Source organism: Ornithinimicrobium jinqii (genome assembly GCF_045032595.1).
Taxonomy (GTDB): domain Bacteria; phylum Actinomycetota; class Actinomycetes; order Actinomycetales; family Dermatophilaceae; genus Ornithinicoccus.
The window spans coordinates 21,340-44,725 of the sequence record NZ_JBJFZS010000003.1; the positions used below are offsets into that span (position 1 = coordinate 21,340).

Genomic DNA, 23,386 nt, shown 5'->3' on the forward strand with positions numbered 1-23,386 from the left:
GCTGGGGAACGGTCCGGACCAGCCTAGGGGGGATGAGCCCCCGGCGGTATCGTGGGGCCCGGTCCCCCACCCGTGCCCTGTCCCTGGGTCGTCCCTCCCCCGAGGAGTATGCCGTGGACGTTGCTGTCCCCCGCCTTGTCCCGCCGTCCGCCGCCACGAACATCGCCGACTACCCGGTCCAGTGGGCCGAGCGGGAGCCCGGACGGGTGATGGTCAGCCTCCAGGACGAGCAGGGGTGGCACGACGTCACGGCCGAACGGTTCAGGGAGGACATCGACAGCCTGGCCAAGGGGTTCCTGGGGGCCGGCATCGCGCCGGGCGACCGGGTCGCGATCATGAGCCGCACCCGCTACGAGTGGACGCTGGCCGACTTCGCGCTGTGGAGCGTGGGGGCGGTGCCCGTGCCCGTCTACGAGACGAGCTCGGCCTCGCAGGTGCGGTGGATCTGCCAGGACTCCGGTGCTGTGGCCATGCTGGTCGAGGACCAGGCCATGATGTCGGTCGTGGCGTCGGTGCGCGACCAGCTGCCCGCGCTGCGCGACCTGTGGCAGATCGACGCGGGAGCCCGCGACGACCTGGTCGCGGCGGGGGCCGAGGTGCCGGACGAGCTCCTGACCGAGCGTCGTGCGCAGGTCACGCGGGAGGACCTGGCCACGATCATCTACACCTCCGGCACGACCGGGGACCCCAAGGGTTGCGAGCTGACCCACGACAACTTCATGGCCCTGGCCGAGAACGCCGCCGAGCGGCTCACGGTGGTCATGGGTCGGCCCGGAGCAGCCACGCTGCTGTTCCTGCCGCTCGCGCACGTCTTCGCCCGCTTCATCCAGGTCGTCTCGGTGCACGCCGGCGCCCGGATCGGGCACACCCCCGACCCGCGCACCGTCCTGGACGACCTCGCAGGCTTCCGGCCCACCTTCCTGCTCTCCGTGCCCCGCGTCTTCGAGAAGATCTACAACTCGGCCGAGCAGAAGGCCGCCGCGGGAGGCAAGGGTGCGGTCTTCCACTGGGCGGCCTCGGTCGCCCAGGACTACAGCCGCGCGATCGACCGCGGCCGGGTCCCCGTGCACCTGCGCGCCCAGCACGCGCTCGCCGACCGCCTCGTCTACCGCAGGCTGCGCTCCGCGCTCGGCGGCCAGGTGGAGTTCGCGATCTCCGGCGGGGCAGCCCTCGGGGAGCGGCTGGGGCACTTCTACCGTGGGCTCGGGCTGGTCGTGCTGGAGGGTTACGGCCTGACCGAGTCGACCGCACCGGCCACCGTGAACACCCCGGACGCCATCCGCATCGGCACGGTCGGTCGTCCGCTGCCGGGCGTCGGCGTCCGGGTCACCGACGACGGCGAGATCCTGCTGCGCGGGATCAACCTCTTCCGCGGCTACCACGACGACGAGGAGGCAACGCGGGAGGCGTTCGACGACGGGTGGTTCCGCACCGGCGACCTCGGGGAGCTGGACGACGAGGGGTTCCTGCGGATCACCGGCCGGATCAAGGAGCTCCTCGTCACCACCGGCGGCAAGAACGTCTCGCCCGGTCCGCTCGAGGACCGACTCCGGGCCTTCCCGCTCATCTCGCAGGCCATGGTCGTCGGTGAGGGCCGACCCTTCGTGGCGGCGCTGGTCACCCTCGACGAGGAGATGCTGCCCAGCTGGGCGGCCAGTATGGGCCTGGACGGGCTGACCGTCGAGCAGGCGCGCACCCACGAGACCGTGCGGGCCGAGGTTCAGAAGGCCGTCGACGAGGCCAACTCGACGGTCAGCCGGGCGGAGTCGATCCGCACCTTTACGATCCTCGGCGAGGACTTCACCACCGACAACGGGCTCCTCACGCCGTCGCTGAAGCTCAAGCGGACCCGGATCGGCGAGCTCCTCCACATCCAGGTCGACGAGCTCTACGGGCGCGGGGTCCACCCCGCGGAACGTCGGCGCCACCCCTAGCCCACCGCATACCTCGAGCCCGGGGTCACGGTCGCGCGTGCCCGCGCCGCCTCCTGCGGCTGGACGAGACCGGCGCGCACGAAGGCGCTCACGGCCGCGAGCTCGTCGGTGTCCAGCGGCAGGCCGAGGGTCGCCGGAGCCTCAAGGGCCCCTGCGGCGGCACCCACCTCAGCGCTGGGAGCGGGCACCCTGGGTGCGTCCAGCCAGATCTGGCCCAGGACGGGCACGAAGCAGTCGCCGCAGTGGCGTCCCCGGACGGGGCAGGTCTGGCAGTCGATGGTGGTCGTGGTCATGTCTCCACCTCCTTGCCCACGACGCTAGAGGGACCCACCGACAGACCCTGGCGGCATCGGCCTGCCTTCCGGGGTCTGTCGGTGGCCCGGTCTACGTTCGTCGCATGCAGATGGTGCAGGAGACCTTCGACGACCTGGGCGTGGCGCTGGCCGACGTCACGTTCGTCGTCGTCGACCTGGAGACGACCGGCGGCTCCCCGGCCGGGTCGCAGATCACGGAGTTCGGCGCGGTCAAGGTCCGGGGAGGGCAGGTGCTGGGTGAGTTCCAGACCCTCGTGCGCCCGAGCACCCCGATCCCGCCGTTCATCACCGTGCTCACCGGCATCACCAACGCCATGGTCGCCGACGCGCCCGGTGTCCGCACCGTCCTGCCCCAGTTCCTGGAGTTCGCCGCCGGGTCCGTGCTCGTGGCGCACAACGCCGGCTTCGACGTCTCCTTCCTCAAGGCGGCGGCGGCCGAGACCGGGCACCCGTGGCCGGCCTTCGCGGTCATCGACACCGTCCGCCTCGCCCGCCAGCTGGTCCACAAGGACGAGGCCCCCAACCACAAGCTCTCGAGCCTGGCGGCGCTCTTCGGCGCACAGACCACCCCCGACCACCGGGCGTTGCACGACGCACGTGCCACCGTCGACGTGCTGCACGCTCTGATCGAGCGGGTGGGAAACCTGGGCGTGCACACGCTGGAGGAGCTGCAGTCCTACTCCTCCCGGGTGAGCACGGCCCAGCGCAGGAAGCGGTTCCTGGCCGACGCGATGCCCTCGGCCCCGGGGGTCTACGTCTTCCGCGACCACCGTGGCGAGCCGCTCTACGTGGGCACGGCGACCGACCTTCGACGCCGCACCCGCACCTACTTCACGGCTTCCGAGACGCGCCGTCGGATGGCGGAGATGGTGGGGCTGGCCGAGTCCATCACGCCGATCGTGTGCGCCACGCCGCTGGAGGCCTCGGTGCGCGAGCTGCGGCTGATCGCACGCCACAAGCCGCGCTACAACCGCCGGTCGCGCTTCCCCGAGCGCGCCGTGTGGGTCAAGCTCACGGACGAGGCGTTCCCCCGCCTGTCGATCGTCCGGGCGATCCGTGACGACGGTGCCCACTACGCCGGCCCGTTCGCCAGCCGCCGGACCGCCGAGGCGGCAGTGACCGCCATCCACGAGGTCGTCCCGCTGCGGCAGTGCACGACGCGGCTGTCGGTTCGTGCGTCTGCGAGCACGGCGTGCGTGCTCTTCGAGATGGGCCGCTGCGGGGGTCCGTGCATCGGGGAGCAGAGCACGCTGGACTACGCGGGCGTGGTCGACCGGGCGGTGGAGGCACTCAGCGGCAGCTCCCGCGAGGTGATGACGGCGCTCCGGGCACGCCTGGAGGTGCTGGCCGCCCAGGAGCGCTTCGAGGAGGCGGGCACCCTGCGGGACCGGATGATGGCGCTCGTGCGGGCCGCCGCCCGCGCTCAGCGGCTGCAGCCGCTGAGCCAGGCCCCCGAGCTGATCGCCGCGCGGCGACGCCCCAGCGGTGGCTGGGAGGTCGTCTGCGTCCGGCACGGACGCCTGGCCGGCACCACGGTCACACCGGTCGGGGCGGACCCGATGCCGCACATCGCGGCCCTGCGTGCGACGGCCGAGGTGGTGGAGGCCACCGAGGTCCTGCCCGAGGAGACTGAGCTCGTGCTGCGGTGGCTCGAGGAGCCGGGCACCCGCCTGGTCGACCTGGAGGGCCTGTGGACGTGCCCGGTCGACGGGGCCGGAGCCAGCCGCGCGCTCCTGGAGCCGCAGGCCGGGTCCTGGTCCGCCACGGACCACCTGGACCCCTCGCCCTCCAGGGCGTGGGACCGTCCGGCCGGGGCCTTGGCTGTCGGTGCCGGCTGACCCTAGCCGTCGAGCCCGAGGTCGAAACCGGCCTCGAGGTCGTCGTTGGAGTAGGTGCGGAAGGCGATGTGGGTGCTGGTCTCGAGCACGCCCGCGACCTTGTTGAGCCGGTCGGCGATGACGTCCGCGAAGTCCTCGTGGCGCGGGACCCGGGCGACCGCGATGATGTCGACGTCGCCGGTGACGGAGTAGACCTCGCTGATGCCCTCGATCTCGGCGATCTCCTGCGCCGCCTCGGGGATGCGGTTCACTTCGGCCTTGACCAACACGATGGCAGAGATCACCGGGCCACTCTAGCGCCGTCCACTCCCCTCCGGTCTCCGACGGTCAGCCCCAGCCCAGCTCGTGCAGCGCGTCGTCGTCGATCCCGAAGTGGTGCGCGATCTCGTGCACCACGGTGACCGCGATCTCCTCGAGGAGCTCGTCCCGGTCCTGGCACATCCGCACCAGCGGACCCCGGAAGATGGTGATGCGGTCCGGGAGGTGGCCGCCCCAGGACAGGTCGCGCTCGGTCAGCGGGATGCCGTCGTAGACCCCCAGCAGGTCCGGCTCCTCCGGTGGCGGCTCGTCCTCGACGAGGAACACGACGTTGTCGAGCTGGTCCATGAGCGCGGCAGGGACCAGGTCGAGCGAGTCGCCCACCGCCTCCTCGAACTCGGCCCGCGTCAGCTGGGACGGCAGCGGGGGGGGGGGGGGGAGGGGGGGGGGGGGGGGGGGGGGGGGGGGGGGGGGGGGGGGGACGCTGGCCGTCGTCGGGCAGGTCAGAGATGCCGACCCGCCTCCACGTTCTCGTCGTGCCCGGAGACACCGACGCCGGGGATGTCGGAGACCGCCTCGCCGTGCTGCTCGATCATCGCCGCCTCCCCCGGGCCGTCGAGGGCGTCGTGCTCACCGTGGTGGTGCGCAGCCGCCAGCTCGGCCGGGGTGACCGTCGGGATGCTGTCCTTGTAGAAGAAGGTGGACAGTGCGCGACGGACGCCGCTGCCAGGACCGAGCGGGCGCCGCACACCCTGGCTGTCCTGCGAGTCGAAGGCCAGCGGGCGCGGGGGCTCGTTCTGCACGAGCGACCAGCGCTCGTACTCGTCCAGCGGCTCGTGCACCTCGAAGAACCGGCCCTCGGGGGTGCGGACGACGCGGCCGGACTCCCAGCCGTGCAGGACCTTCTCGCGGTCGTGCCGCTGCAACGACAGGCACAGTCGCTTGACGAGGAAGAAGACGATCACCGGAAGGACGAAGAAGAGCGTCCGGAACAAGATGGTCAGGTCGTTGATGGACAGCTGCAGCTTGATCGCCAGGATGTCGTTGACGCTGGCCAGGGCGAGCACGATGTACATCGAGATGCCGGCCGCGCCGATCGCGGTGCGCACGGGGGCGTGGTGCGGACGCTGCAGCAGGTGGTGCTCGCGCTTGTCACCGGTCACCCAGGCCTCCACGAAGGGGTAGGCACCCAGGATCAGCCACACCAGCGGCAGCAGCAGGAGCGAGCCGATGAAGATGTTGAAGCTCCACACCGTGTCGAAGATGGTGAACTCCATCCAACCGGGCAGCAGTCGCAGCGCACCGTCGGAGAACCACATGTAGAAGTCCGGCTGCGAGCCTGCGGTCACCTGCGTCGGGTCGTAGGGGCCGAAGACCCAGACGGGGTTGATCTGGACCAGCGCCGAGACCAGGGCGGTGATGCCGAAGACGATGAAGAAGTAGCCACCCGCCTTGGCGGCGTAGACCGGCATGACCGGGAAGCCGGCGACCGAGTCGTTGGTGCGGCCGGGGCCGGGGTACTGGGTGTGCTTGTGGATGACCACCAGGGAGAGGTGGGCCACGAAGAGACCGACGATGATGGCCGGCAGGAGCAGCACGTGGGCGATGTAGAGGCGGGGGATGATGACCTCGCCCGGGAACTCGCCGCCGAAGACGAAGAACGTCATCCAGGTGCCGATGACCGGGGCGGACATCATGAAGCCGTTCATCGCCCGGATGCCGGTGCCGGAGAGCAGGTCGTCGGGGAGGGAGTAGCCGGCGAAGCCCTCGATGGCCGCGAGCAGCGACAACACGACACCGATGACCCAGTTGATCTCGCGCGGCTTGCGGAAGGCGCCGGTGAAGAAGACACGGGCGGCGTGCAGCGCGATGCCGACGACGAAGAAGAGCGCCGACCAGTGGTGCAGCTGCCGCATCAGCAGGCCGCCCTTGACCTCGAAGCTGATGTAGAGCGTCGAGGCGTAGGCCTCGGACATCCCGACGCCCTTGAGCGGGACGTAGGACCCGTCGTAGACGACGTGGCCCATGCTCGGCACGAACCACAGGGTCAGGAAGGTCCCGGTGATGAGCAGGATGATCAGCGACCACATCGCGATCTCCCCGAGCAGGAAGCTCCAGTGGTCGGGGAAGACCTTCTTGAGGCCGAAGCGCAGCCCCTTGGCGGCACCGACGCGCTCGTCGGCCCACACGAGAGCGGGAGGGAACGTCGCGTCCGGCGACGCCTGGTCCGCGGACCAGGCCGGCTGCTCGAGGGTCTGCGGCTCCTCGGTGCGCACGTGGCGCGCACCCTGCGGCACGCGGCGTGGGGTGGTGCTCATGACTCATCTCCCATCAGCAGGCCGGGGCGCTCACGCTCGAAGAAGCTGGGGCCGATCGGCTCGCGGAAGCCGTCGGCGGCGACGATGTACCCCTCGTCGTCGATGGTGATCGGCAGCTGCGGCAGCGAACGCTTGGCCGGTCCGAAGATGACCCTGCAGTCGTCGGTCATGTCGAAGGTCGACTGGTGGCACGGGCAGAGCAGGTGGTGGGTCTGCTGCTCGTAGAGCGCGACCGGGCAGCCGACGTGCGTGCACACCTTCGAGTAGGCCACGATGCCGTCGACGCCCCAGTCGAGCTGCTTCTGGCTCTGGATGAGCGAGGGGTCGAGCCTGACGAGGATGACCTGGTCCTTGGACTTGGAGATCATCAGGGTCTCGGGGTCCAGCTCGTGCCCCGCCTCACCCACGAAGCCCTCGGGCATGATGTGGAAGACCGACCCCTGGGTCACGTCGGCTGCCCGGATGGGCGACCCGGACGGGTCGACCATGAGCCGCAGACCCGGCTCCCAGTTGGTCGTGAAGAGCTCCTCGCGCGGCCGTGGGCCCAGTCCGGCGAGCACGGGGACGACGAGCGGGAGGGCGAACAGCCCGAGCGCACCCCCGGCGGAGCCGAGGATCGCGCTGCGCCGGTTGAGCTGGGAGCTGCGCCAGCCGTGGGACAGCAGCTGCGCCACGTCCGCGCGCTCCTCCGCGGAGGACACCTGCGGGTGGCGCTCCTCGATGACCTCCTCGTCGGGCATCAGGGTCTTGGCCCAGTGCACGGCGCCCAGACCGATGCCCAGCATGGACGCGGCCATCGTCAGGCCGAGCGCGGCGTGGAAGAGGTTGATCTCGCCGATCCCGATGATCGACCCCTTGAGCGTGGGGTCGATCACGTAGTAGGCGACGAGGAACAGGATCGAGCCCAGCGCGGAGATCGTGAACATCGCCACGATCTGCCGCTCCGCCCGCTTGGCGGCCCGGGGGTCGATGTCCGAGCGGCGCGGGACGTGCGGCGGCAGGCCCGGGTTGATGAAACGGTCCTCGGAGGTCTCCTCGACGAGTGCCGGAACGTTGTCGTGCGTCGCCACGTCAGGCCGCCTTCCGTCCGACCCAGATCGCCAGTGCGATCAGGGTGCCGATCCCCAGGGTCCAGATGAACAGCGCATCGCCCGCCGGGCCGTAGTTGCCGAGGCCCGCACCGCCGTGGGAGTTGCCGCCCTCCTCGATGTTCTTGAGGAAGGCGATGACGTTCTCCTTCTCCTGCGGGGTGATGTTCTGGTCGTTGAACACCGGCATCGACTGCGGGCCGGTGACCATGGCCGCGTAGATGTGCCTGGGCTCCACGTTCATCAGGGTCGGGGCGTACTTGCCCCGCGTCAGCGCCCCACCGGTGCCCGAGGAGTTGTGGCACATCGCGCAGTTGGTGCGGTAGGTCGCCCCACCGGCAGCGATGTCGGCGCCCTCGAGGTCGAGGAACTGCGGGTCCGGCATACCAGGACCCGGGGCCAGTGAGGCGACGAAGGCCGCGAGCTGGGCGATCTCCTCCTCGCTGAACTTCACCTGGGCGGTGTTGCGCGCCGCCTGCACGTCCGGTGCGGGCAGCGGCATACGCCCCGTGGCCACCTGGAACTCGGTCGACAGGGCCCCCACGCCGTGCAGCGACGGGCCGAGCGGCTCGACACCCTCGCCGTTCGTGCCGTGGCAGGTGGCGCAGTTGCCGAGGAAGAGCTTCTGGCCCGCCTCGACGTCCTCGACCGACACCGTCGCGGACGCGGGGGCGGGGGGGGTAGCCGGCTGCAGGGCGGCGTATGCCGTGCCCGTGAAGGTCAGGCCGAGGAACAGCAGAACCAGCAGTGCCATCGGGCTGCGGCGACGAGCGGCGAGGAAACTCACGCGTCGGTCCTTCCTGGAGTGGTCGGGGCGGTGGTCCGGCCGTCGGCGGCCTCGGGCGGGGGCACGGTCGTCACCGCAGGACGTAGATCACGAAGAACAGGGCGATCCACACGACGTCGACGAAGTGCCAGTAGTAGGAGGTCACAACCGCGCCGGTGGCCTGCGCGTGCGTGTAGCGCCGGGCCGTGAAGCTGCGGCCGATGATCAGGAGGAAGGCGAGCAGCCCGCCCGTGACGTGCAGCCCGTGGAAGCCGGTCGTGATGTAGAACACCGAGCCGTAGGGGTCGGCCGTCGGCGTCATCCCCTCGCTGGTGAGCGTGGCGTACTCCCAGACCTGGCCGGCGATGAAGGTGGCTCCGAAGAGGTAGGTCAGGACGTACCACTCGCGCATCCCCCAGCCCTCGGCGCCCAGCGGGTTGCCGATCTTGAAGATGCTGCCGGTGCGGTGCGGGATCCCCCGCTCGGCCTTCCACACCCCGAACTGGCACCACACCGACGAGATCACGAGGATCAGGGTGTTGATGGAGGCGAAGGTCAGGTCGAGGTACTCGGTCCGCTCCGCCCACAGGTCCGGGGACACGGAACGGATCGTGAAGTACATGGCGAAGAGCCCGGCGAAGAACATGATCTCGCTGGACAGCCAGACCATGGTGCCCACGGCGGTCATGTTGGGCCGTGTCGCAGGCCCGTGCATGGTCGCGTGGAACCGGTCCGCGTCGGTCATTGTCGCTGCAGGTGTCGTCGCCACGCGGCCATTATGGCCCACGACAGGGGGGAGTGCGCCACCCCCGTCCCGCGTGGCGCGACCCGTTGTCGGTGACGCGACCCCAGGATGGCTACGATCGTGCCCATGACCGCCCACTCTGCCGCCTCCCAGCAGCCCACGACGACCGGGGCCCGCTCCATCTCGGTGCTGCTCTTCAGCAACGACCGGGCCGTGCGCGACGCCGTGCGCCTGGGCGTGGGGGACCAGCCCGCCGACGACGTCGTCATCGAGCGCTGGGAGGAGTGCGCGACGGCCGACATCGCGGTGAGCGAGGTCAAGAACGGTGCCTACGACGTCGTCGTCCTCGACGGCGAGGCGCAGCCCTACGGCGGCATGGGCATCAGCCGGCAGCTCAAGAGCGAGGTCTTCCGGTGCCCCCCGATCATCGTGCTGACGGGGCGCCCGGTCGACGGGTGGCTGGCCACGTGGTCGCTGGCCGAGATCGCGGTCCCGCGTCCCCTCGACCCCGCCCGGCTGACGGCGGCGGTCGTCGAGCTCGCGCGCCGGTGAGCGGGCGCACCACCAGCTCGACCCCCGGGGCCGGCACCGTCGCCGACCCGACCTGGCCTGACCTGCTGACCCACCTGGTCAGGGGCGAGGACCTCTCCGCCGACCAGACGTCCTGGGCGATGGACCGCGTCATGTCGGGCGAGGCCTCCCACGCCCAGCTCGCCGCGTTCCTGATGGGTCTGCGCGCCAAGGGCGAGACGGTCCCGGAGATGACCGGTCTGGCCTCGACGATGATCGAGCACTCCCGCCGCTTCACGGTCGACGGCCCGACGATCGACATCGTGGGCACGGGCGGTGACCGGGCGATGACGGTCAACATCTCCTCCATGTCGGCGATCGTCATGGCCGCCGCCGGAGCGGTCGTCGTCAAGCACGGCAACCGCGCCTCCTCCAGCCGCTCCGGCTCGGCCGACATGCTCGAGGCCCTCGGCGTCCGGCTCGACCTCTCCCCCGAGCAGGTCGCGGCCCTGGCCCCCGAGGTCGGCATCACCTTCTGCTTCGCCCAGACCTTCCACCCCTCGATGCGGCACGCCGCGGTGGTGCGCAAGGAGCTGGGGGTGGCGACCGCCTTCAACTTCCTCGGTCCGCTGACCAACCCCGCCCGACCCCGGTACGCCGCTGTCGGCTCGGCGGACACGCGGATGGCAACCCTCATGGCGGGCGTCTTCGCCTCGCGCGGCACGCAGGCCGCCGTCTTCCGCGGCGAGGACGGCCTGGACGAGGTCACGCCGGCCACCACCACACGGGTGTGGTGGGTCTCCGACGCCGGGACGGTCGCGGAGTGGGTCCTGGACCCGCAGCGGCTGGGGCTGGGCCTCCACCCGGTCGACGCGCTGCGCGGGGCCGACGCCGAGCACAACGCCCAGGTCGCACGGGACCTCTTCGCCGGGTCCACCGGCGCCGTCCGCGACGCCGTGCTGCTCAACGCCGGCACCGCGCTGGCCCTCGTCGACGCGGGAGAGGGTGGCGGACACCCGCAGGACGAGGACCAGCTGCACGCAGCGGTCCGTCGCGGGATGGACCGCGCCGCTGGCGCCCTCGACTCCGGCGCCTCCGCCGCCCTGCTCGAGCGCTGGGTCCAGGCGACCAAACGCCTGCCCTGACGCTCCCTACCCCGCTCCCGCTCCTCCCGTCACGCCGTTGTGCGGCACGCCCTCGGCATACTCGGTCCACATGCGAAAGGCCCCCGGTCCTTCGGACCGGGGGCCTTGCTGCGCGGGTGCGGCTCAGATGGCCTTGGCGCCGCGGAAGAACTCGAACGTCCAGCCGAGCGTGGCCAGGATGACGAACGGGAGCGCGACGATCAAGAGCCACCAGCCGATCGCGACGCCGAGCACCATCACGGACAGGGACAGGCCCAGCCACAGAGGCCACCAGGAGTAGGGGGCGAAGTGACCGTAGTCGCCGGACTGGTCGGCGATCTCGCCGTCGAGGTCGTCCTCGGGGCGGGCGTCGATGGTCTTGGCGGAGAGCCAGAAGAACCAGGCCACGAAGGCGCTCATCAGGCCCGTGAGCGCCAGGGCCACGATCCCGACCGGCTCGCCCATGTCGGTGAAGTAGGCGTAGATCACCGTCACGAGGGCGAAGAAGGGGACGAGCAGGGCGAAGGTCTTGGTCTCGGTCTTCACGTGCTCAGCGCTCCTTCCCGGTGTAGCCACCGGTCTCGGTGCCGGTCCGACCGGCAGGGTCGGTGTCGGGGCCGCCCAGGAGCTCCTCGGCGATGCCCTTGTCCGGCTCGGCCGACTCCATCGTCCCGATCTCCGGGTGCGCCGCGTCGAAGGCGGGGCGCTCGGAGCGGATCCGCGGGATCGACTCGAAGTTGTGCCGCGGGGGCGGGCAGGAGGTCGCCCACTCCAGCGAGCCACCCCAGCCCCACGGGTCGTTGACGGTGACCTTGGGGGTCTTGAAGCTCTTCCAGACGGCGTAGAAGAACGGCAGCATCGAGATCGCCAGCACGAACGACGAGATCGTCGAGAGCTGGTTCATCCAGGTGAACCCGTCCTCGGGCATGTAGTCGGCGTAGCGCCGCGGCATGCCCTCCACCCCGAGCCAGTGCTGGACGAGGAAGGTGCCGTGGAAGCCGAAGAACAGCAGCCAGAAGTGGATCTTGCCCAGCCGCTCGTCGAGCATGTGCCCGGTCAGCTTGGGCCACCAGAAGTAGTAGCCGGCGAACATCGCGAAGACGACCGTTCCGAAGACGACGTAGTGGAAGTGCGCCACCACGAAGTAGGAGTCGGTCACGTGGAAGTCCAGCGCGGGGCTGGCGAGGATGACGCCGGTCAGTCCGCCGAAGAGGAAGGTGACCAGGAAGCCGACCGCCCAGAGCATCGGGGTGTCCATCGAGATCGAGCCACGCCACATCGTGCCGACCCAGTTGAAGAACTTCACGCCGGTCGGGACCGCGATGAGCATCGTCATGATCGCGAAGAACTCGAGCAGGACGGCGCCGGTGGCGTACATGTGGTGCGCCCACACCGACGCGGACAGCGCGCCGATGGAGAAGGTCGCGAAGACCAGCGTCTTGTAGCCGAACAGCGGCTTGCGCGAGAACACCGGGATGATCTCGGTGATGATGCCGAAGAACGGCAGCGCGATGATGTAGACCTCGGGGTGGCCGAAGAACCAGAACAGGTGCTGCCAGAGCATGGCGCCACCGTGCGCCGGGTCGTAGATGTGCCAGTCGAAGATGCGGTCGGCCGCCATCCCGAAGAACGCGGCGGCCAGCACCGGGAAGACCATCAGCACCAGGATCGAGGTGATGAGGATGTTCCAGGTGAAGATCGGCATCCGGAACATCGTCATCCCCGGCGCCCGCATGCAGACGATCGTGGTGATGAAGTTGACTGCGCCGAAGATCGTCGCGAACCCGGTGAGCGCGAGGCCCAGGACCCACAGGTCCCCGCCCAGGCCAGCGCTGTGCGCGTTGCCGGCCAGCGGCTGGTAGGCGAACCACCCGAAGGCGGCGGCACCGCCCGGGGTCAGGAAGCCGGCGACGGCGATGACCCCTCCGAAGAAGAACATCCAGAAGGCCAGCATGTTCAGGCGCGGGAACGCCACGTCCGGCGCACCGATCTGCAGCGGGACTAGTGCGTTCGCGAAGCCTGCGAACAGCGGTGTCGCGAACATCAGCAGCATGATCGTGCCGTGCATCGTGAACATCTGGTTGTACTGGTCGGGGTTGTCGACGACCTGCAGACCGGGCGTGAAGAGCTCCGCGCGGATGATCAGCGCCATCAGGCCGCCGATGACGAACCACACCATGGTGGTCACGAAGTAGAGGTTGCCGATGACCTTGTGGTCGGTCGTGGTGAGGACCGACACGGCCCGCCGCACGAACGAGCTGCGGTGCTCCTCAGGGGCGACGCCCGGCGTCGACCGCGTGGGTTGGGTGATGATCGCCATCAGATGTCCTCTCAGCCGCCGAGCTGGGCCGGCAGCTTCTCAGCCTGGTCGGGCTGCAACGGGTAGCGGTCGAGCTCGGTGCCCAGCAACCCCGTGTTGCCGGACGCGCGCAGGCTCTCGATGTGGGCGGTGTACTCGTCCTGAGAGACGACCTCCACCTGGAACAGCATCTCGGAGTGGTAGGCGCCGCAGAGCTCGGCGCACTTGCCCTGGAAGACACCCTCCTCGGTGGTGGTCACCTGGAAGATGTTGACGCGGCCGGGGACCATGTCGAGCTTCTGCAGGAACTGCGGCACCCAGAAGGAGTGGATGACGTCGCGCGAGGTGAGCACGAACTCCACCCGGCTGTCGACGGGGAGGACCAGCGTGGGCAGCGTCTCGGGCAGCCCCTCCTCACCGTCGTTGAGGCCGTTGGCCTGCAGCCCGGAGATGTGCACGTCCTCGTTGACGTAGTTGAAGTCCCAGCTCCACATCTTCCCGGCGACGTTGACGACGACGTCCGGGTCGTCCTGGCGCTCGAGGAGGGTGTTCTGGACCTCGACGGTCTTGCCGAAGATCGCGGCGACCATGAGGATCGGGACGATCGTGTAGAGGATCTCCAGCGGCACGTGGTAGCGGAACTGGGTGGGCAGGTCGTCCTCGCTGCGCCGCCGGTAGGCGAAGATCGACCACAGGATCAGCGCCCAGACCAGGCCGCCGACCGCCAGCGCGGCGATCCACGTGGCGTTCCAGAACTGGACGACGTCGACACCCGCCTCGGTGACGGGCTCGGGCAGGTAGCCGCGTGCGGCAGAGCCGCTGCACCCGGCCAGCAGCAGTGTCGTCGCGCCCCCGGTGGCGGCCAGCCCCCACCGTCGCGCGGCAGATGGGGTCTTCGACTCCTCACGCCGTTGCACTGGTCACCTCACGTCTCTCACAGATCCGGACACAACGGGTGAACCATACCGCCACCCGAATCGCATTCTGGCACGTGGGGCGGACCTGCGGAAGGTTCACCACGCCAGCGCTGCGGGAGCGGTCTGCGGACCGCGGCGCGGACCATCTCCAGGTATGCCGTGCGCGGCACCTCGCGCACGCCGAGGCTGGCGAGGTGCTCGGTCTGCCACTGCACGTCGAGCACCCACGGCTCACCGTCCGCGTCCAGGATGTCGACCAGCGCGACCACGGCGGCCTTGGACGCGTCGGTGACGTGGTGGAACTTGGACTCCGCCGCGAAGAGCCGGCCGATCGCCAGGCCGTAGAGACCGCCGACGAGCCGCTCCCCCTTCCACACCTCCACCGAGTGCGCCCACCCCAGCTCGTGCAGGCGTCGGTAGGCGGTCCGGAACTCGGCGGTGATCCAGGCGCCGTGGCGGTCCGGGTCGGCACATCCCGCGACCACGTCGTCGAAGGCGGTGTCCACCCGGATCTCGAAGCTGCGCAGCGAGCGCCGCAGCGACCGGCTCACGTGCAGGTCGCCGGGCAGCAGCACCCCGCGCGGGTCCGGCGACCACCACCCCAGCGGCCGGGCGCCCCCCACCCCGACCCCCATCGGGAAGATCCCGTTGCGGTAGGCGGCCAGCACCGTGCCCGGCTCCAGGTCGGCACCCACCCCGACGAGGTCCTCAGACGGCTCCGCCCCCGCCACCGTGAGGATCCACAGGGACGGGGGCGGCTCAGCAGGCACCGGGCTCGGTGGTCAGCTGAAGCTGTCGCCGCAGGCGCAGGAGCTGCCCGCGTTGGGGTTGTCGATCGTGAAGCCCTGCTTCTCGATGGTGTCGGCGAAGTCGATCTTCGCGCCGTCGAGGTAGGGGGCGCTCATCCGGTCGACCACGACGGCCACGCCGTCGAAGTCGACGGCGAGGTCGCCGTCAAGGGTGCGCTCGTCGAAGTAGAGCTGGTAGATGAGGCCGGAGCAGCCACCGGGCTGCACGCCGATCCGGAGGCGGAGGTCGTCGCGCCCCTCCTGGGCCAGCAGGCTCTTGACCTTCTCCGCAGCGACGTCGGACAGCTGGACGCCGTGGGCGGTGGTCTGGGTCGTGTCGGTCATGCTGGTGGTCCTCTCCTGAGGGAAGTTCGTCGTCCGGGCCAACGACGCCCGGGGGCGTGGTTGTTCCCGCACCCCAGACTACGTCAGCGGTCGGGGCGTCCAGGTCCGCGCGACACGGGCGGCCAGCGCAGACAGGTCCTCGCCCTCCCGCAGCTCGTAGGAGCCGCTCACCCCCAGGGCCATCCCCTCGCGGCGCCCGACGAGCACCTCCTCGGCGAGCACGACGGTCGGCGTGGCGGTCTCCAGCGCGGCGCGGGCGGTGTCGGCGACGACCCCCTCGTGCACCGTCGTGGCGTCGTAGGAGCGGGTGACCAGCACCAGCAGGGAGCCCGGCAGCCGCTCACGCAGCCCGAGCTCGTCGAGCAGCAGGCGCGCCCCGGTGTCCGTGCGGGCACCCAGCAGCCGCAGGGCGTAGCCCACCCCTCCCCCGGCCCCCGCGCCCGGCTCGCGCTCAGGACGCCGCGGCAAGCCGGTGAGCAGGTCGCGGCGTGGTGGCAGGAGGGCGTTGACGCGGTCGGCCAGCCCGCCCATCGCGGTCTCGAGCCGCTGGGTGACCTCAGGCGCTACTCCTTCTTCTTCTGTGAGCATCGCGCTGGCCCCGTGGAAGCCGAGCAGCGGCGACTCCGTGGTGGTCGCGAGCACGAGGTGCGTGCCCGCCCACTCGCGCCGCACGTCCGCGAGCGCGGCGAGGTCCGCGCCGGCCCCCAGCTCGGCGAGCAGCCCGCTCCCCCCGTCGTGGCAGGCCAGCGGCCCGACCCCCACGACGACGCGCCCGACCCCCAGCCCCCGCGCGAGGTGCAGCAGCCTGCCGACCCCGGCGCTCGACATACCCGAGGGGTCTGCCAGTCGCTCCGGCCCGACCAGGTGGCGCCCGCAGACCTGCGCGGTGTCGAGGTATGCCGTCGCGCCCGCCGGTCCGTCCACGACCGTGACCGCCGCGGGGACGTCCTCCCCCAGGGGTCCCGGGACCACCACGGGGTGGACGGTGCCGCCGAGCGCGTTCCCGACGACCTCCGCGAACCCGGCACCGCCGTCGTGCGAGACGTGGGCCTCGACGACCACGTGCGGTGCCCGGCGGGACCACCCGGCGGCCACCTGGTCGGCGACCTGCCAGGGCGAGCCGAGGCCGGCCCCGTCGACCACGACGACTACACGTGGTGCGGCCATCCTCAGGCGTAGACCATCTGCATCGCCTCGCGCACCTCGGCGAGGGTGGCGTCGGCGACCTCGTTGGCGCGCGCGTTGCCCTCGGCGAGGACGCGCCGCAGCCCGGCGGGGTCGGTCTCGAGCTCCGCGCGGCGGGCACGGAGCGGGGCCAGGTGCTCGTTGACGGACTCGGTCACCAGCTTCTTGAGCGTCCCGCTCCCGCCGTCGCCGATCTCCTCGGCGATCTCGTGCGGGTCGCGCCCGGACGTCAGCGCCGCGAGCTGCACGAGGTTGGACACCTCGGGCCGGTTGGCGGGGTCGAAGGTGATGCGGCGGTCGGCGTCGGTGACCGCCTTCTTGATCGCGCGGGCCGTCTCGTCGGCGCTCATCCGCAGCTCGATCACGTTGCCCCTGGACTTGCTCATCTTCGTGCCGTCGGTACCGAGCAGGTTCGTGACCTCGGAGAGCAGCGCGTCGGGGGTCGGGAAGACCGGTGCGCTGCGGTCGCCGGCGCGGCCGTAGCGCTCGTCGAAGCGGCGCGCGACGACGCGCGTCTGCTCGAGGTGGGGCAGCTGGTCCTTGCCGACCGGCACGACGTTGGCCTTGCAGAAGAGGATGTCGGCGGCCTGGTGCACGGGGTAGGTGAGCATGAGGCCGGACATCGGGCGCCCGCCGGCGGCGTCCTGCTCCGCCTTGACCGTGGGGTTGCGGCGCAGCTCGCTGTCGGTGACCAGGGAGAGGAACGGCAGCATGAGCTGGTTCAGCGCCGGGACCTGGGAGTGGGCGAAGATCGTCGTCCGCGCCGGGTCCAGGCCGATCGCCAGGTAGTCGGTGAGCAGCGAGAAGACGCGCTCCGGGATGCTGTCGACGCTGTCGCGGTCGGTGATGACCTGGTAGTCGGCGATGAGCACCCAGGTGTCGACGCCCTTCTCCTGCAGCGCGAGCCGGTTGCGGAGGCTGCCGAAGTAGTGGCCGAGGTGCAGGTGACCGGTCGGCCGGTCGCCGGTGAGCATCCGGTAGCGCCCCGGGTTCGTCTCCAGGTCCGCCTCGATCTGCGCCGAGCGGGCGACGCTGCGGGCCAGCGAGGCGTCGGACGTCGAGTCGGCGAGGGCGTCGGAGCTGTCGTCCAGGGGGGCGGCGGGAGCGTCGGTCACGGGGTCCGATGCTACGGGACGGGCGGGGGTGTGCTGCCGCGGCCTCAGCGCCGCGTCCCTGAGACGGGGCGCCACCGCAGTGTGTCCCATGTCTCACTCACGGCCGATACTCGTGTACATCTGGGCTTGACGGCTAGCCGTTGCAGGCTAAGGTAAAGGCAGCGCAAAGGCTAAGGTGAAGAAGGCGCAAGCGCTGCACCGTGACGACAAGGGGACAAGCCGTGACTTCTCAGCAGACCGGTGGGCCGACGCCCACCCGCCGTACCTTGGTCAAGGGGGCTGCCTGGAGCGTCCCTGTCGTGGCGATGGGGAGCGCCACCGCCCATGCTCGAGGTGCCAGCCAGTGCGATGCCTTCTCTTTCGGTGACGGAAGTTTCAAGTGCGCCGGTCAAAGCACAGGGTTCAGCTTCGGGTATGGGTTGCGCTTCTGCCTCAACAGCGAATGCCTACCGGGTGCCATCGATGGCCAAGAGGTGACCATTCTTCTCAGTATGGGCGTTTTCACAAACCGTCGGCTGGACCCGCTCTTTGTTTACTCGGACCCCACCATCGTTATCAACGCCGGCGCACAAAGCTGCACCAACACTCTGTACCAGTTCGGGTCCAGTAACAGCAACAGCCAGGTAACTTTCTACTACCAGGTTGGGACCGGTCCCGTCCAGGAGATCACCATTACTGCTCCGCCCAGCTGCACGCCGGTCGAGGTTCCCGACCTGACGGGGTCCACACAGGCTGAGGCCCAGGCCCTACTTGAGAGCATCGGTCTACGTCTTGGAGCGGTGACCAATGCGTCAAGCGAGACTGTGCCGGCTGGAGAGATCATCAGCCAGAACCCCTTGCCTGGAACTTTGCTCACTCCGTTGTCGACGGTGGCTGTCACCATCAGCACTGGACCTGCCGCTGGGGCCGCTGCTCCTACGGAGAGCGAGTCCGACACTTCGGAGGGTCAGGCGAATTTGACGGTTGAGCCGAAGTCACTCGACACCACCGAGCCAGTAGACACAGGCAGCGTCGATCAGTCAACCGCCACCGCGGAGCCGGACAACGGCTAGTCCTCTAGGCTGACTGCCCAGCCCCGGAGAAGCCCCCGATCTACGGATCGTGGGGCCTTCTCCGTGCCCAGCAGGGGTGTTGCGCGCATCAACACTCCCGCCCCGCCGGCTCCTCCCACCCCGACACGTCCGGCCCCTTCGGGACGATCCCTGTCGGGTTGATGTCCAGGTGCGTGGCGTAGTAGTGCGCCTTCACGTGCTTGAAGTTCACCGTCGAGCCGAAGTCCCACGTCTGCCACAAGTCACGGGCATACGCCCACAGCACGGGCATCTCGGTCAGCTTGTTGCGGTTGCACTTGAAGTGCCCGTGATAGGCGGCGTCGAAACGCACCAGAGTCGGCCACAGCCGCACGTCCGCGAGTGTCAGCTGGTCCCCCACCAGGTACCGCTGCCCTGACAGCCGCTCCTCCAGCCAGTCCATCCGCGCCCACAGCGTGTCGTAGGCCTTCTCGTACGATTCCTGCTTCCCCGCGAACCCGCACCGGTAGACGCCGTTGTTGACGTCCCGGTAGACGCGGTCCGACACCTCCTCGATCTCGTCGCGCAGGTGCTCGGGCCACAGGTCGGGCGCGTCTGGGCGCTGGAACTCGGTCCACTCGGTCACCAGGTCCTTGACGATCTGGTGGAAGTCGTTGGTCACCACCTGCCCCGTCGTCGTGTCGACGATCGCGGGCACGGTCACCCCGGACTCCGGATAGCCGTCCGGCCGCGCCTCGTACGCATCCTTGAGCTTCGGGATCCCGAGCACCGGGTCGACGCCGCCGGGGTCGAGGTCGAAGGTCCACGAGTCGGCGTCGTGCACCGGCCCGGCGACCGCCATCGACAGCACGTCCTCCAGCCCGAGCAGCTTGCGCGTCAGGATCGCGCGGTGCGCCCACGGGCACGCCCGCGACACCGCGAGCCGGTACCGCCCCGGCTCGACGGCATACCCGTCCCGCCCGTCCCTGGTGACGCGCGTCTCGATGTAGCGGGCCTTCCGCTCGTAGCTGTCCTGCACGTACGCGGCCTTGGTGTCCTCGGTCATCCCTCAGTCCGTCCCTCGGTGGCCCAGCCGCTCCAGCAGCAGGGTCTCGGCGACGCACACCCGCTCGAACTCGCCGAGGTGCAGGCTCTCGTTCGCCGCGTGGGCGCGGGTGTCGGGGTCCTCGACACCGGTGACCAGGATCGCGGCGCCCGGGAAGCGCTCGGCGAACGACGCCACGAACGGGATCGACCCGCCCACGCCGATGTCCACCGGGTCCACGCCGCCCCACGCGTCGCGGAACGCCCCCCGTGCCACGTCATACACCGGCCCTTGCGCGTCGGCGGCGAAGCCGCTCCCGTCGTCGTCCAGGGTGACACTCACCTGGCACCCCCACGGGGCGTTGTCCTCGAGGTGCTGCTTCAGGGCGAGGTATGCCGTCGCCGGCACCTCTGCGGGGTGGATGCGCATCGACAGCTTGGCGCGCCCGACCGGCGTGAGCAGATTGGCGGCCTTCTCCACCGACGGTGCGTCGATGCCGATGACGGTCATCGACGGCTTGGTCCAGAGGCGGGACAGCAGCGACCCGGTGCCGATCGGCGAGACGCCGTCGGCCAGACCGGAGTCGGCGCGGAGGTCGTCCTCGGTGTAGTCGAGGTCGGCGGCCTCCGAGGTCATCAGCCCCGGCACGGCGACGTCGCCGGCCTCGTCGTGGAGGGTCGCAAGGAGCCGGCAGAGGGCGGTCAGCCCGTCGGGCACCGCCCCGCCGTAGAGACCCGAGTGCACGCCGTGCTTCAGCGCGCGCACCTCCACCACCACCCGCACCATGCCACGCAGCGTGGTGGTGAGGGCGGGGACGCCGATCTTCCAGTTGTGGGAGTCTGCCAGCACGATCGCGTCGCAGGCCAGCCGGTCGCCGTGCCGCTCGAGAATGCGCGGCAGGCTCTCGGACCCCACCTCCTCCTCGCCCTCGACGAAGACGGTCACGCCGACCGGCGGGCGGCCGCCGTGCGCCCGCAGGGCAGCCACGTGGGCCATGACGCCGGCCTTGTCGTCGGCCACGCCCCGGCCGTAGAGCCGCTCCCCCACCAGCGTCGGCTCGAAGACCGGCGTGTCCCAGTCGGCCTCGTCGCCGGGTGGCTGCACGTCGTGGTGGGCGTAGAGGAGCACGGTCGGCGCCCCGTGCGGCGCGGGCAGGTGGCCGATGACGGCCGGGCGGCCACCCTCCCGGACCACCTCGACCTCCAGCCCCTCGCCGCGCAGCAGGTCGGCGACGGTCGCGGCGCTGTCCTCGACGTGGCGCTGGTCGAAGGAGCTGAGCGACACCGAGGGGATGCGCGTCAGGGACTCGAGGTCCGAGATCACCCCCGGCATCACGTCGTGCACGCGGGCGCTCAGCTCGGCGGTGCGGGAGTCGGTCTCATGGGTTCCGGTCATGTCGTCCTTCACACCCCGACCCTATAGAGGCGGGCACTCGGGCGATCCACCCGTCTGACCTCTCCTTCTCGACATCGCGCAGTCGGACACGTTCCCGACTCTCCGATGTCGAGAACAGGCGGTCACCTGCGGGCAACACCCTGGGCCCCCTCCCTCCTCGCCGACCTGTGGACGACGACAGCAGCCCCGCATCCCGACATGGCAGGGTTGGGGCGGCTGCTGCGGAGGAGGGTGCCCGATGAAGAAGGACGCGAGACTTCGGCAGCAGCGACGACAGGCGGTGGGAAAGCGGCTGGCGCAGCCGTACGACGGCGTGGTGCGGCGCGCCGACCTCCTTCGAGAAGGACTCAGCGACCACGACGTGCGGACGGAGATCGACCGGGGCGCGTGGCACCGGGTCGGCGTCCACACGGTCAGCATCGACGGAGCCCGGCTGTGGGGGCGCGGTCCGATGTGGCGAGCGCTCTGGGAAGCGGGGCCGCGAGCAGTGCTGGACGGACCCAGCGCACTGCTGGCCGCCGGCCTGAAGAGCTGGGGCGAGACCCAGGTCCACGTCAGCGTCCCCAACAATGCTGCCGTCCGTCCGCTCGACGGGGTCACCCACCACCGGCTCAGGGACATCGGCCCGGTCGTGGTGTCGGAACTTCGGCGCACCCGACCCGAGGTGGCAGCCATCAGGGCGGCCCAGTGGGCGCGCAGCAACCGGGCGGCAGCGACCATCGTCGCGATGACGGTCCAGCAAGGCCTCGTCCGGCCCGAGACGCTGCTCGAACGGTGGCGAAGCCTGCGGTCGAGCTCGCGTCGGTCTCTCCTCGACGGCGTCGTCGGGGACGTGTGCGACGGCGCGCACTCGCTCAACGAGCTGGACGTCGCCGGCGCCTGCCGCCGGCGGGGGATCCCGACTCCCCAGCGTCAGTCCGTCCGGATGGCCGACAACCGACGTGTCTACCTCGACCTGCTCTGGGAAGACGAGGGTGTGCACGCCGAGATCCACGGTGCCCACCACCAGCAGGGAGTCGCCGGGGTGGACGACGCTTTGCGAAGCAACGCGATCACGATCACGAACCCCGACATCCGCATCAGCCTGCAGATCCCGGTGCTGGGATGGCGCCTGCACCCGGAGCGGTTCCTCGACCAGATCGAGCAGGCGCTCGACGAGGCGCGGCGACGCCCAGCCTGATAGGCGTCGGTCCCGACAAGGTCGCGCCAGAACGACGTGGTCCAGCGCGCCCGCCGCCCAGGCCGACAGACAAGAGGTGACCGTGCCTTCTCGACATCGCCTTTTCGACATCGCCTTCTCGGGACCGTGCCCGAGAAGGCGATGTCGAGAACGGACGGTCAGGGAGCGCTGGGCGTCGCGGGGTGTCGCCGGACGTCGTTCGGAGATGGTGTGCGCGCTGAACGGCTGCCGGGTTGATCACCCGCCGCGCGGACCACCGCCGCGCGGGACCGCCCCAGCCGAGCGGCCGGACCACCCCACGTCGCCGCATACACTGAGGCGGTGCTTTTCGGGAAGAAGAACGAGACGACCAGGGTGAGTGACGCCGACGCGGCCGCCGCCGCGCGCGCGACCGCCGTCGACGCGTCCCGACCGCAGCGGAAGGGGCACCCGACGCCGAAGCGTCGCGAGGCGGAGGCCGCGAACCGCCGCCCCCTCGTCGGCGGCACCGCGGGCAAGTCGCCCGAGGACAAGGCGAGGGTCCGCGCCGAGCGCGCGAAGATCCGCGAGGGCATGACGCGGGGCGAGGAGAAGTACCTGCTCGCGAGGGACCGCGGGCCCGAGCGCCGCTACCTGCGCGACGCCGTCGACGTGCGCTGGAACACCGGCGAGGTCCTGCTGCCGGCGATGATCCTCGTGCTCGCCATCTCGCTGGTGCCGATGGACTGGGCACGCAACTACGCGTTCCTGGCCGCCTACGGCCTGATGATCTTCGGCATCCTCGACGCGTGGCTGCTCGTGCGCCGCACCAAGAAACGCTTCACCGCCGAGTTCGGCCACGAACCGGGTCGCGGGTCAGCCTGGTACGTCGTGCTCCGCAGCTTCCAGATGCGCGGGTCGCGGGTGCCGCGCGCCGCGGTCGACCGCGGCAGCGAGCTGCACCGCCGCTGAGCGCGGACGACCGGTGCGTCAGCCCGGCTCGGCCGGGCTCAGGCTCATCGGCCCGTAGACCTCCTCTTCGTCGCGTCGCAGGGTCACCGCCTGCACGCCGCCGTCGGCCAGCACCGCCCACTCCTCCGAGAGCCAGGCCTCGGCCTCGGCCTGCGTCGGGAAGCTGGTCGAGGCCAGCCCCAGGTCCGTGACGGGGGTGCCGTCTGCCCTCTGGTAGTCCCAGGTCCACGTCTCGCTCATGGGGCCAAAGGTAGGCCCTCCCGTCGACGGTGTCCTACGCTC

24 protein-coding genes are annotated in these 23,386 nt (G+C 70.5%); 7 read left to right on the forward strand and 17 right to left on the reverse strand.

From position 1 onward, the window contains the following. Window positions 1-32: 32 nt before the first annotated feature. Window positions 33-1,934: an AMP-dependent synthetase/ligase gene (locus tag ACI3ET_RS00885; RefSeq protein WP_405031014.1), complete on the forward strand. Its 1,902-nt coding sequence runs from the start codon at window positions 33-35 to the stop codon at window positions 1,932-1,934. On the opposite strand, the gene ACI3ET_RS00890 is transcribed toward ACI3ET_RS00885, so the two are convergent. Continuing rightward, complete coding sequence (locus tag ACI3ET_RS00890; RefSeq protein ID WP_405031016.1) at window positions 1,931-2,227, reverse strand: hypothetical protein; 297 nt, start codon at window positions 2,225-2,227, stop codon at window positions 1,931-1,933. The genes ACI3ET_RS00885 and ACI3ET_RS00890 overlap by 4 nt on opposite strands. A gap of 104 nt (window positions 2,228-2,331) precedes the next feature. On the opposite strand from ACI3ET_RS00890, the gene ACI3ET_RS00895 reads away from it, so the two are divergent. After that, window positions 2,332-4,086: a DEDD exonuclease domain-containing protein gene (locus tag ACI3ET_RS00895; RefSeq protein ID WP_405031017.1), complete on the forward strand. Its 1,755-nt coding sequence runs from the start codon at window positions 2,332-2,334 to the stop codon at window positions 4,084-4,086. 2 nt (window positions 4,087-4,088) lie between these two features. Here ACI3ET_RS00895 and ACI3ET_RS00900 read toward each other — a convergent pair whose 3' ends face one another. From ACI3ET_RS00900 to ctaE, 6 genes are all read right to left on the reverse strand, one after another. Further along, complete coding sequence (locus ACI3ET_RS00900) at window positions 4,089-4,370, reverse strand: Lrp/AsnC family transcriptional regulator (protein WP_405031018.1); 282 nt, start codon at window positions 4,368-4,370, stop codon at window positions 4,089-4,091. 43 nt (window positions 4,371-4,413) lie between these two features. Continuing rightward, window positions 4,414-4,767 carry a metallopeptidase family protein gene (locus ACI3ET_RS00905; RefSeq protein WP_405031109.1) on the reverse strand — a complete coding sequence of 118 codons (354 nt, stop codon included), beginning with the start codon at window positions 4,765-4,767 and terminating at the stop codon, window positions 4,414-4,416. Between the two features lie 80 nt (window positions 4,768-4,847). After that, a complete protein-coding gene (gene qcrB / locus ACI3ET_RS00910; protein WP_405031020.1) occupies window positions 4,848-6,662 on the reverse strand; it encodes a cytochrome bc1 complex cytochrome b subunit in 1,815 nt (604 codons plus the stop codon). After that, a complete protein-coding gene (qcrA, locus tag ACI3ET_RS00915; RefSeq protein ID WP_405031021.1) occupies window positions 6,659-7,732 on the reverse strand; it encodes a cytochrome bc1 complex Rieske iron-sulfur subunit in 1,074 nt (357 codons plus the stop codon). The genes qcrB and qcrA overlap by 4 nt, the downstream gene beginning before the upstream one ends. Before the next feature lies 1 nt (window position 7,733). Then, the gene (gene qcrC / locus ACI3ET_RS00920; protein ID WP_405031023.1) at window positions 7,734-8,537 is read right to left on the reverse strand and encodes a cytochrome bc1 complex diheme cytochrome c subunit; all 804 of its coding nucleotides are present in this window, start codon (window positions 8,535-8,537) and stop codon (window positions 7,734-7,736) included. Window positions 8,538-8,607: 70 nt separating this feature from the next. Further along, a complete protein-coding gene (gene ctaE / locus ACI3ET_RS00925; protein WP_405031110.1) occupies window positions 8,608-9,261 on the reverse strand; it encodes an aa3-type cytochrome oxidase subunit III in 654 nt (217 codons plus the stop codon). Window positions 9,262-9,387: 126 nt separating this feature from the next. On the opposite strand from ctaE, the gene ACI3ET_RS00930 reads away from it, so the two are divergent. Continuing rightward, a complete protein-coding gene (locus ACI3ET_RS00930; RefSeq protein WP_405031024.1) occupies window positions 9,388-9,813 on the forward strand; it encodes a hypothetical protein in 426 nt (141 codons plus the stop codon). Further along, a complete protein-coding gene (trpD, locus tag ACI3ET_RS00935) occupies window positions 9,810-10,916 on the forward strand; it encodes an anthranilate phosphoribosyltransferase (protein ID WP_405031026.1) in 1,107 nt (368 codons plus the stop codon). The genes ACI3ET_RS00930 and trpD overlap by 4 nt, the downstream gene beginning before the upstream one ends. Before the next feature lie 123 nt (window positions 10,917-11,039). Here the strand turns inward: trpD and ACI3ET_RS00940 are convergent, their stop codons facing one another. The 7 genes from ACI3ET_RS00940 to trpS form a co-directional block, all read right to left on the reverse strand. Beyond that, complete coding sequence (locus ACI3ET_RS00940; protein WP_405031027.1) at window positions 11,040-11,441, reverse strand: cytochrome c oxidase subunit 4; 402 nt, start codon at window positions 11,439-11,441, stop codon at window positions 11,040-11,042. Between the two features lie 4 nt (window positions 11,442-11,445). Continuing rightward, window positions 11,446-13,215: an aa3-type cytochrome oxidase subunit I gene (gene ctaD, locus ACI3ET_RS00945; RefSeq protein ID WP_405031028.1), complete on the reverse strand. Its 1,770-nt coding sequence runs from the start codon at window positions 13,213-13,215 to the stop codon at window positions 11,446-11,448. A gap of 11 nt (window positions 13,216-13,226) precedes the next feature. Then, window positions 13,227-14,111, reverse strand: a complete 885-nt coding sequence (gene ctaC, locus ACI3ET_RS00950; protein ID WP_405031030.1) for an aa3-type cytochrome oxidase subunit II — start codon at window positions 14,109-14,111, stop codon at window positions 13,227-13,229. Window positions 14,112-14,128: 17 nt separating this feature from the next. Continuing rightward, window positions 14,129-14,881 carry a leucyl/phenylalanyl-tRNA--protein transferase gene (aat, locus tag ACI3ET_RS00955; protein ID WP_405031031.1) on the reverse strand — a complete coding sequence of 251 codons (753 nt, stop codon included), beginning with the start codon at window positions 14,879-14,881 and terminating at the stop codon, window positions 14,129-14,131. Between the two features lie 12 nt (window positions 14,882-14,893). Further along, window positions 14,894-15,244 carry an iron-sulfur cluster insertion protein ErpA gene (gene erpA, locus ACI3ET_RS00960; RefSeq protein WP_405031033.1) on the reverse strand — a complete coding sequence of 117 codons (351 nt, stop codon included), beginning with the start codon at window positions 15,242-15,244 and terminating at the stop codon, window positions 14,894-14,896. Between the two features lie 78 nt (window positions 15,245-15,322). Then, window positions 15,323-16,411: a glycerate kinase gene (locus ACI3ET_RS00965; RefSeq protein WP_405031034.1), complete on the reverse strand. Its 1,089-nt coding sequence runs from the start codon at window positions 16,409-16,411 to the stop codon at window positions 15,323-15,325. A gap of 2 nt (window positions 16,412-16,413) precedes the next feature. After that, the gene (gene trpS / locus ACI3ET_RS00970; protein ID WP_405031036.1) at window positions 16,414-17,544 is read right to left on the reverse strand and encodes a tryptophan--tRNA ligase; all 1,131 of its coding nucleotides are present in this window, start codon (window positions 17,542-17,544) and stop codon (window positions 16,414-16,416) included. 305 nt (window positions 17,545-17,849) lie between these two features. Between trpS and ACI3ET_RS00975 the strand changes: the two genes are divergently transcribed. After that, window positions 17,850-18,596, forward strand: coding sequence for a PASTA domain-containing protein (locus ACI3ET_RS00975; protein WP_405031111.1), 747 nt, complete (start codon window positions 17,850-17,852; stop codon window positions 18,594-18,596). An 88-nt stretch (window positions 18,597-18,684) separates the two neighbouring features. Here ACI3ET_RS00975 and ACI3ET_RS00980 read toward each other — a convergent pair whose 3' ends face one another. Then, entirely contained in the window at window positions 18,685-19,620 is a 936-nt protein-coding gene (locus ACI3ET_RS00980; RefSeq protein WP_405031037.1) for a glutathione S-transferase family protein, read from the reverse strand. A 3-nt stretch (window positions 19,621-19,623) separates the two neighbouring features. Further along, entirely contained in the window at window positions 19,624-20,994 is a 1,371-nt protein-coding gene (locus tag ACI3ET_RS00985; protein WP_405031039.1) for a dipeptidase, read from the reverse strand. A 238-nt stretch (window positions 20,995-21,232) separates the two neighbouring features. Between ACI3ET_RS00985 and ACI3ET_RS00990 the strand changes: the two genes are divergently transcribed. After that, a complete protein-coding gene (locus ACI3ET_RS00990) occupies window positions 21,233-22,174 on the forward strand; it encodes a hypothetical protein (protein ID WP_405031040.1) in 942 nt (313 codons plus the stop codon). Between the two features lie 321 nt (window positions 22,175-22,495). Next, complete coding sequence (locus tag ACI3ET_RS00995) at window positions 22,496-23,104, forward strand: DUF3043 domain-containing protein (protein WP_405031041.1); 609 nt, start codon at window positions 22,496-22,498, stop codon at window positions 23,102-23,104. Between the two features lie 18 nt (window positions 23,105-23,122). Here the strand turns inward: ACI3ET_RS00995 and ACI3ET_RS01000 are convergent, their stop codons facing one another. Then, window positions 23,123-23,344 (reverse strand): hypothetical protein, encoded by a 222-nt coding sequence (locus ACI3ET_RS01000; RefSeq protein WP_405031043.1) that lies wholly within the window; start codon window positions 23,342-23,344, stop codon window positions 23,123-23,125. Between the last annotated feature and the right edge of the window lie 42 nt (window positions 23,345-23,386).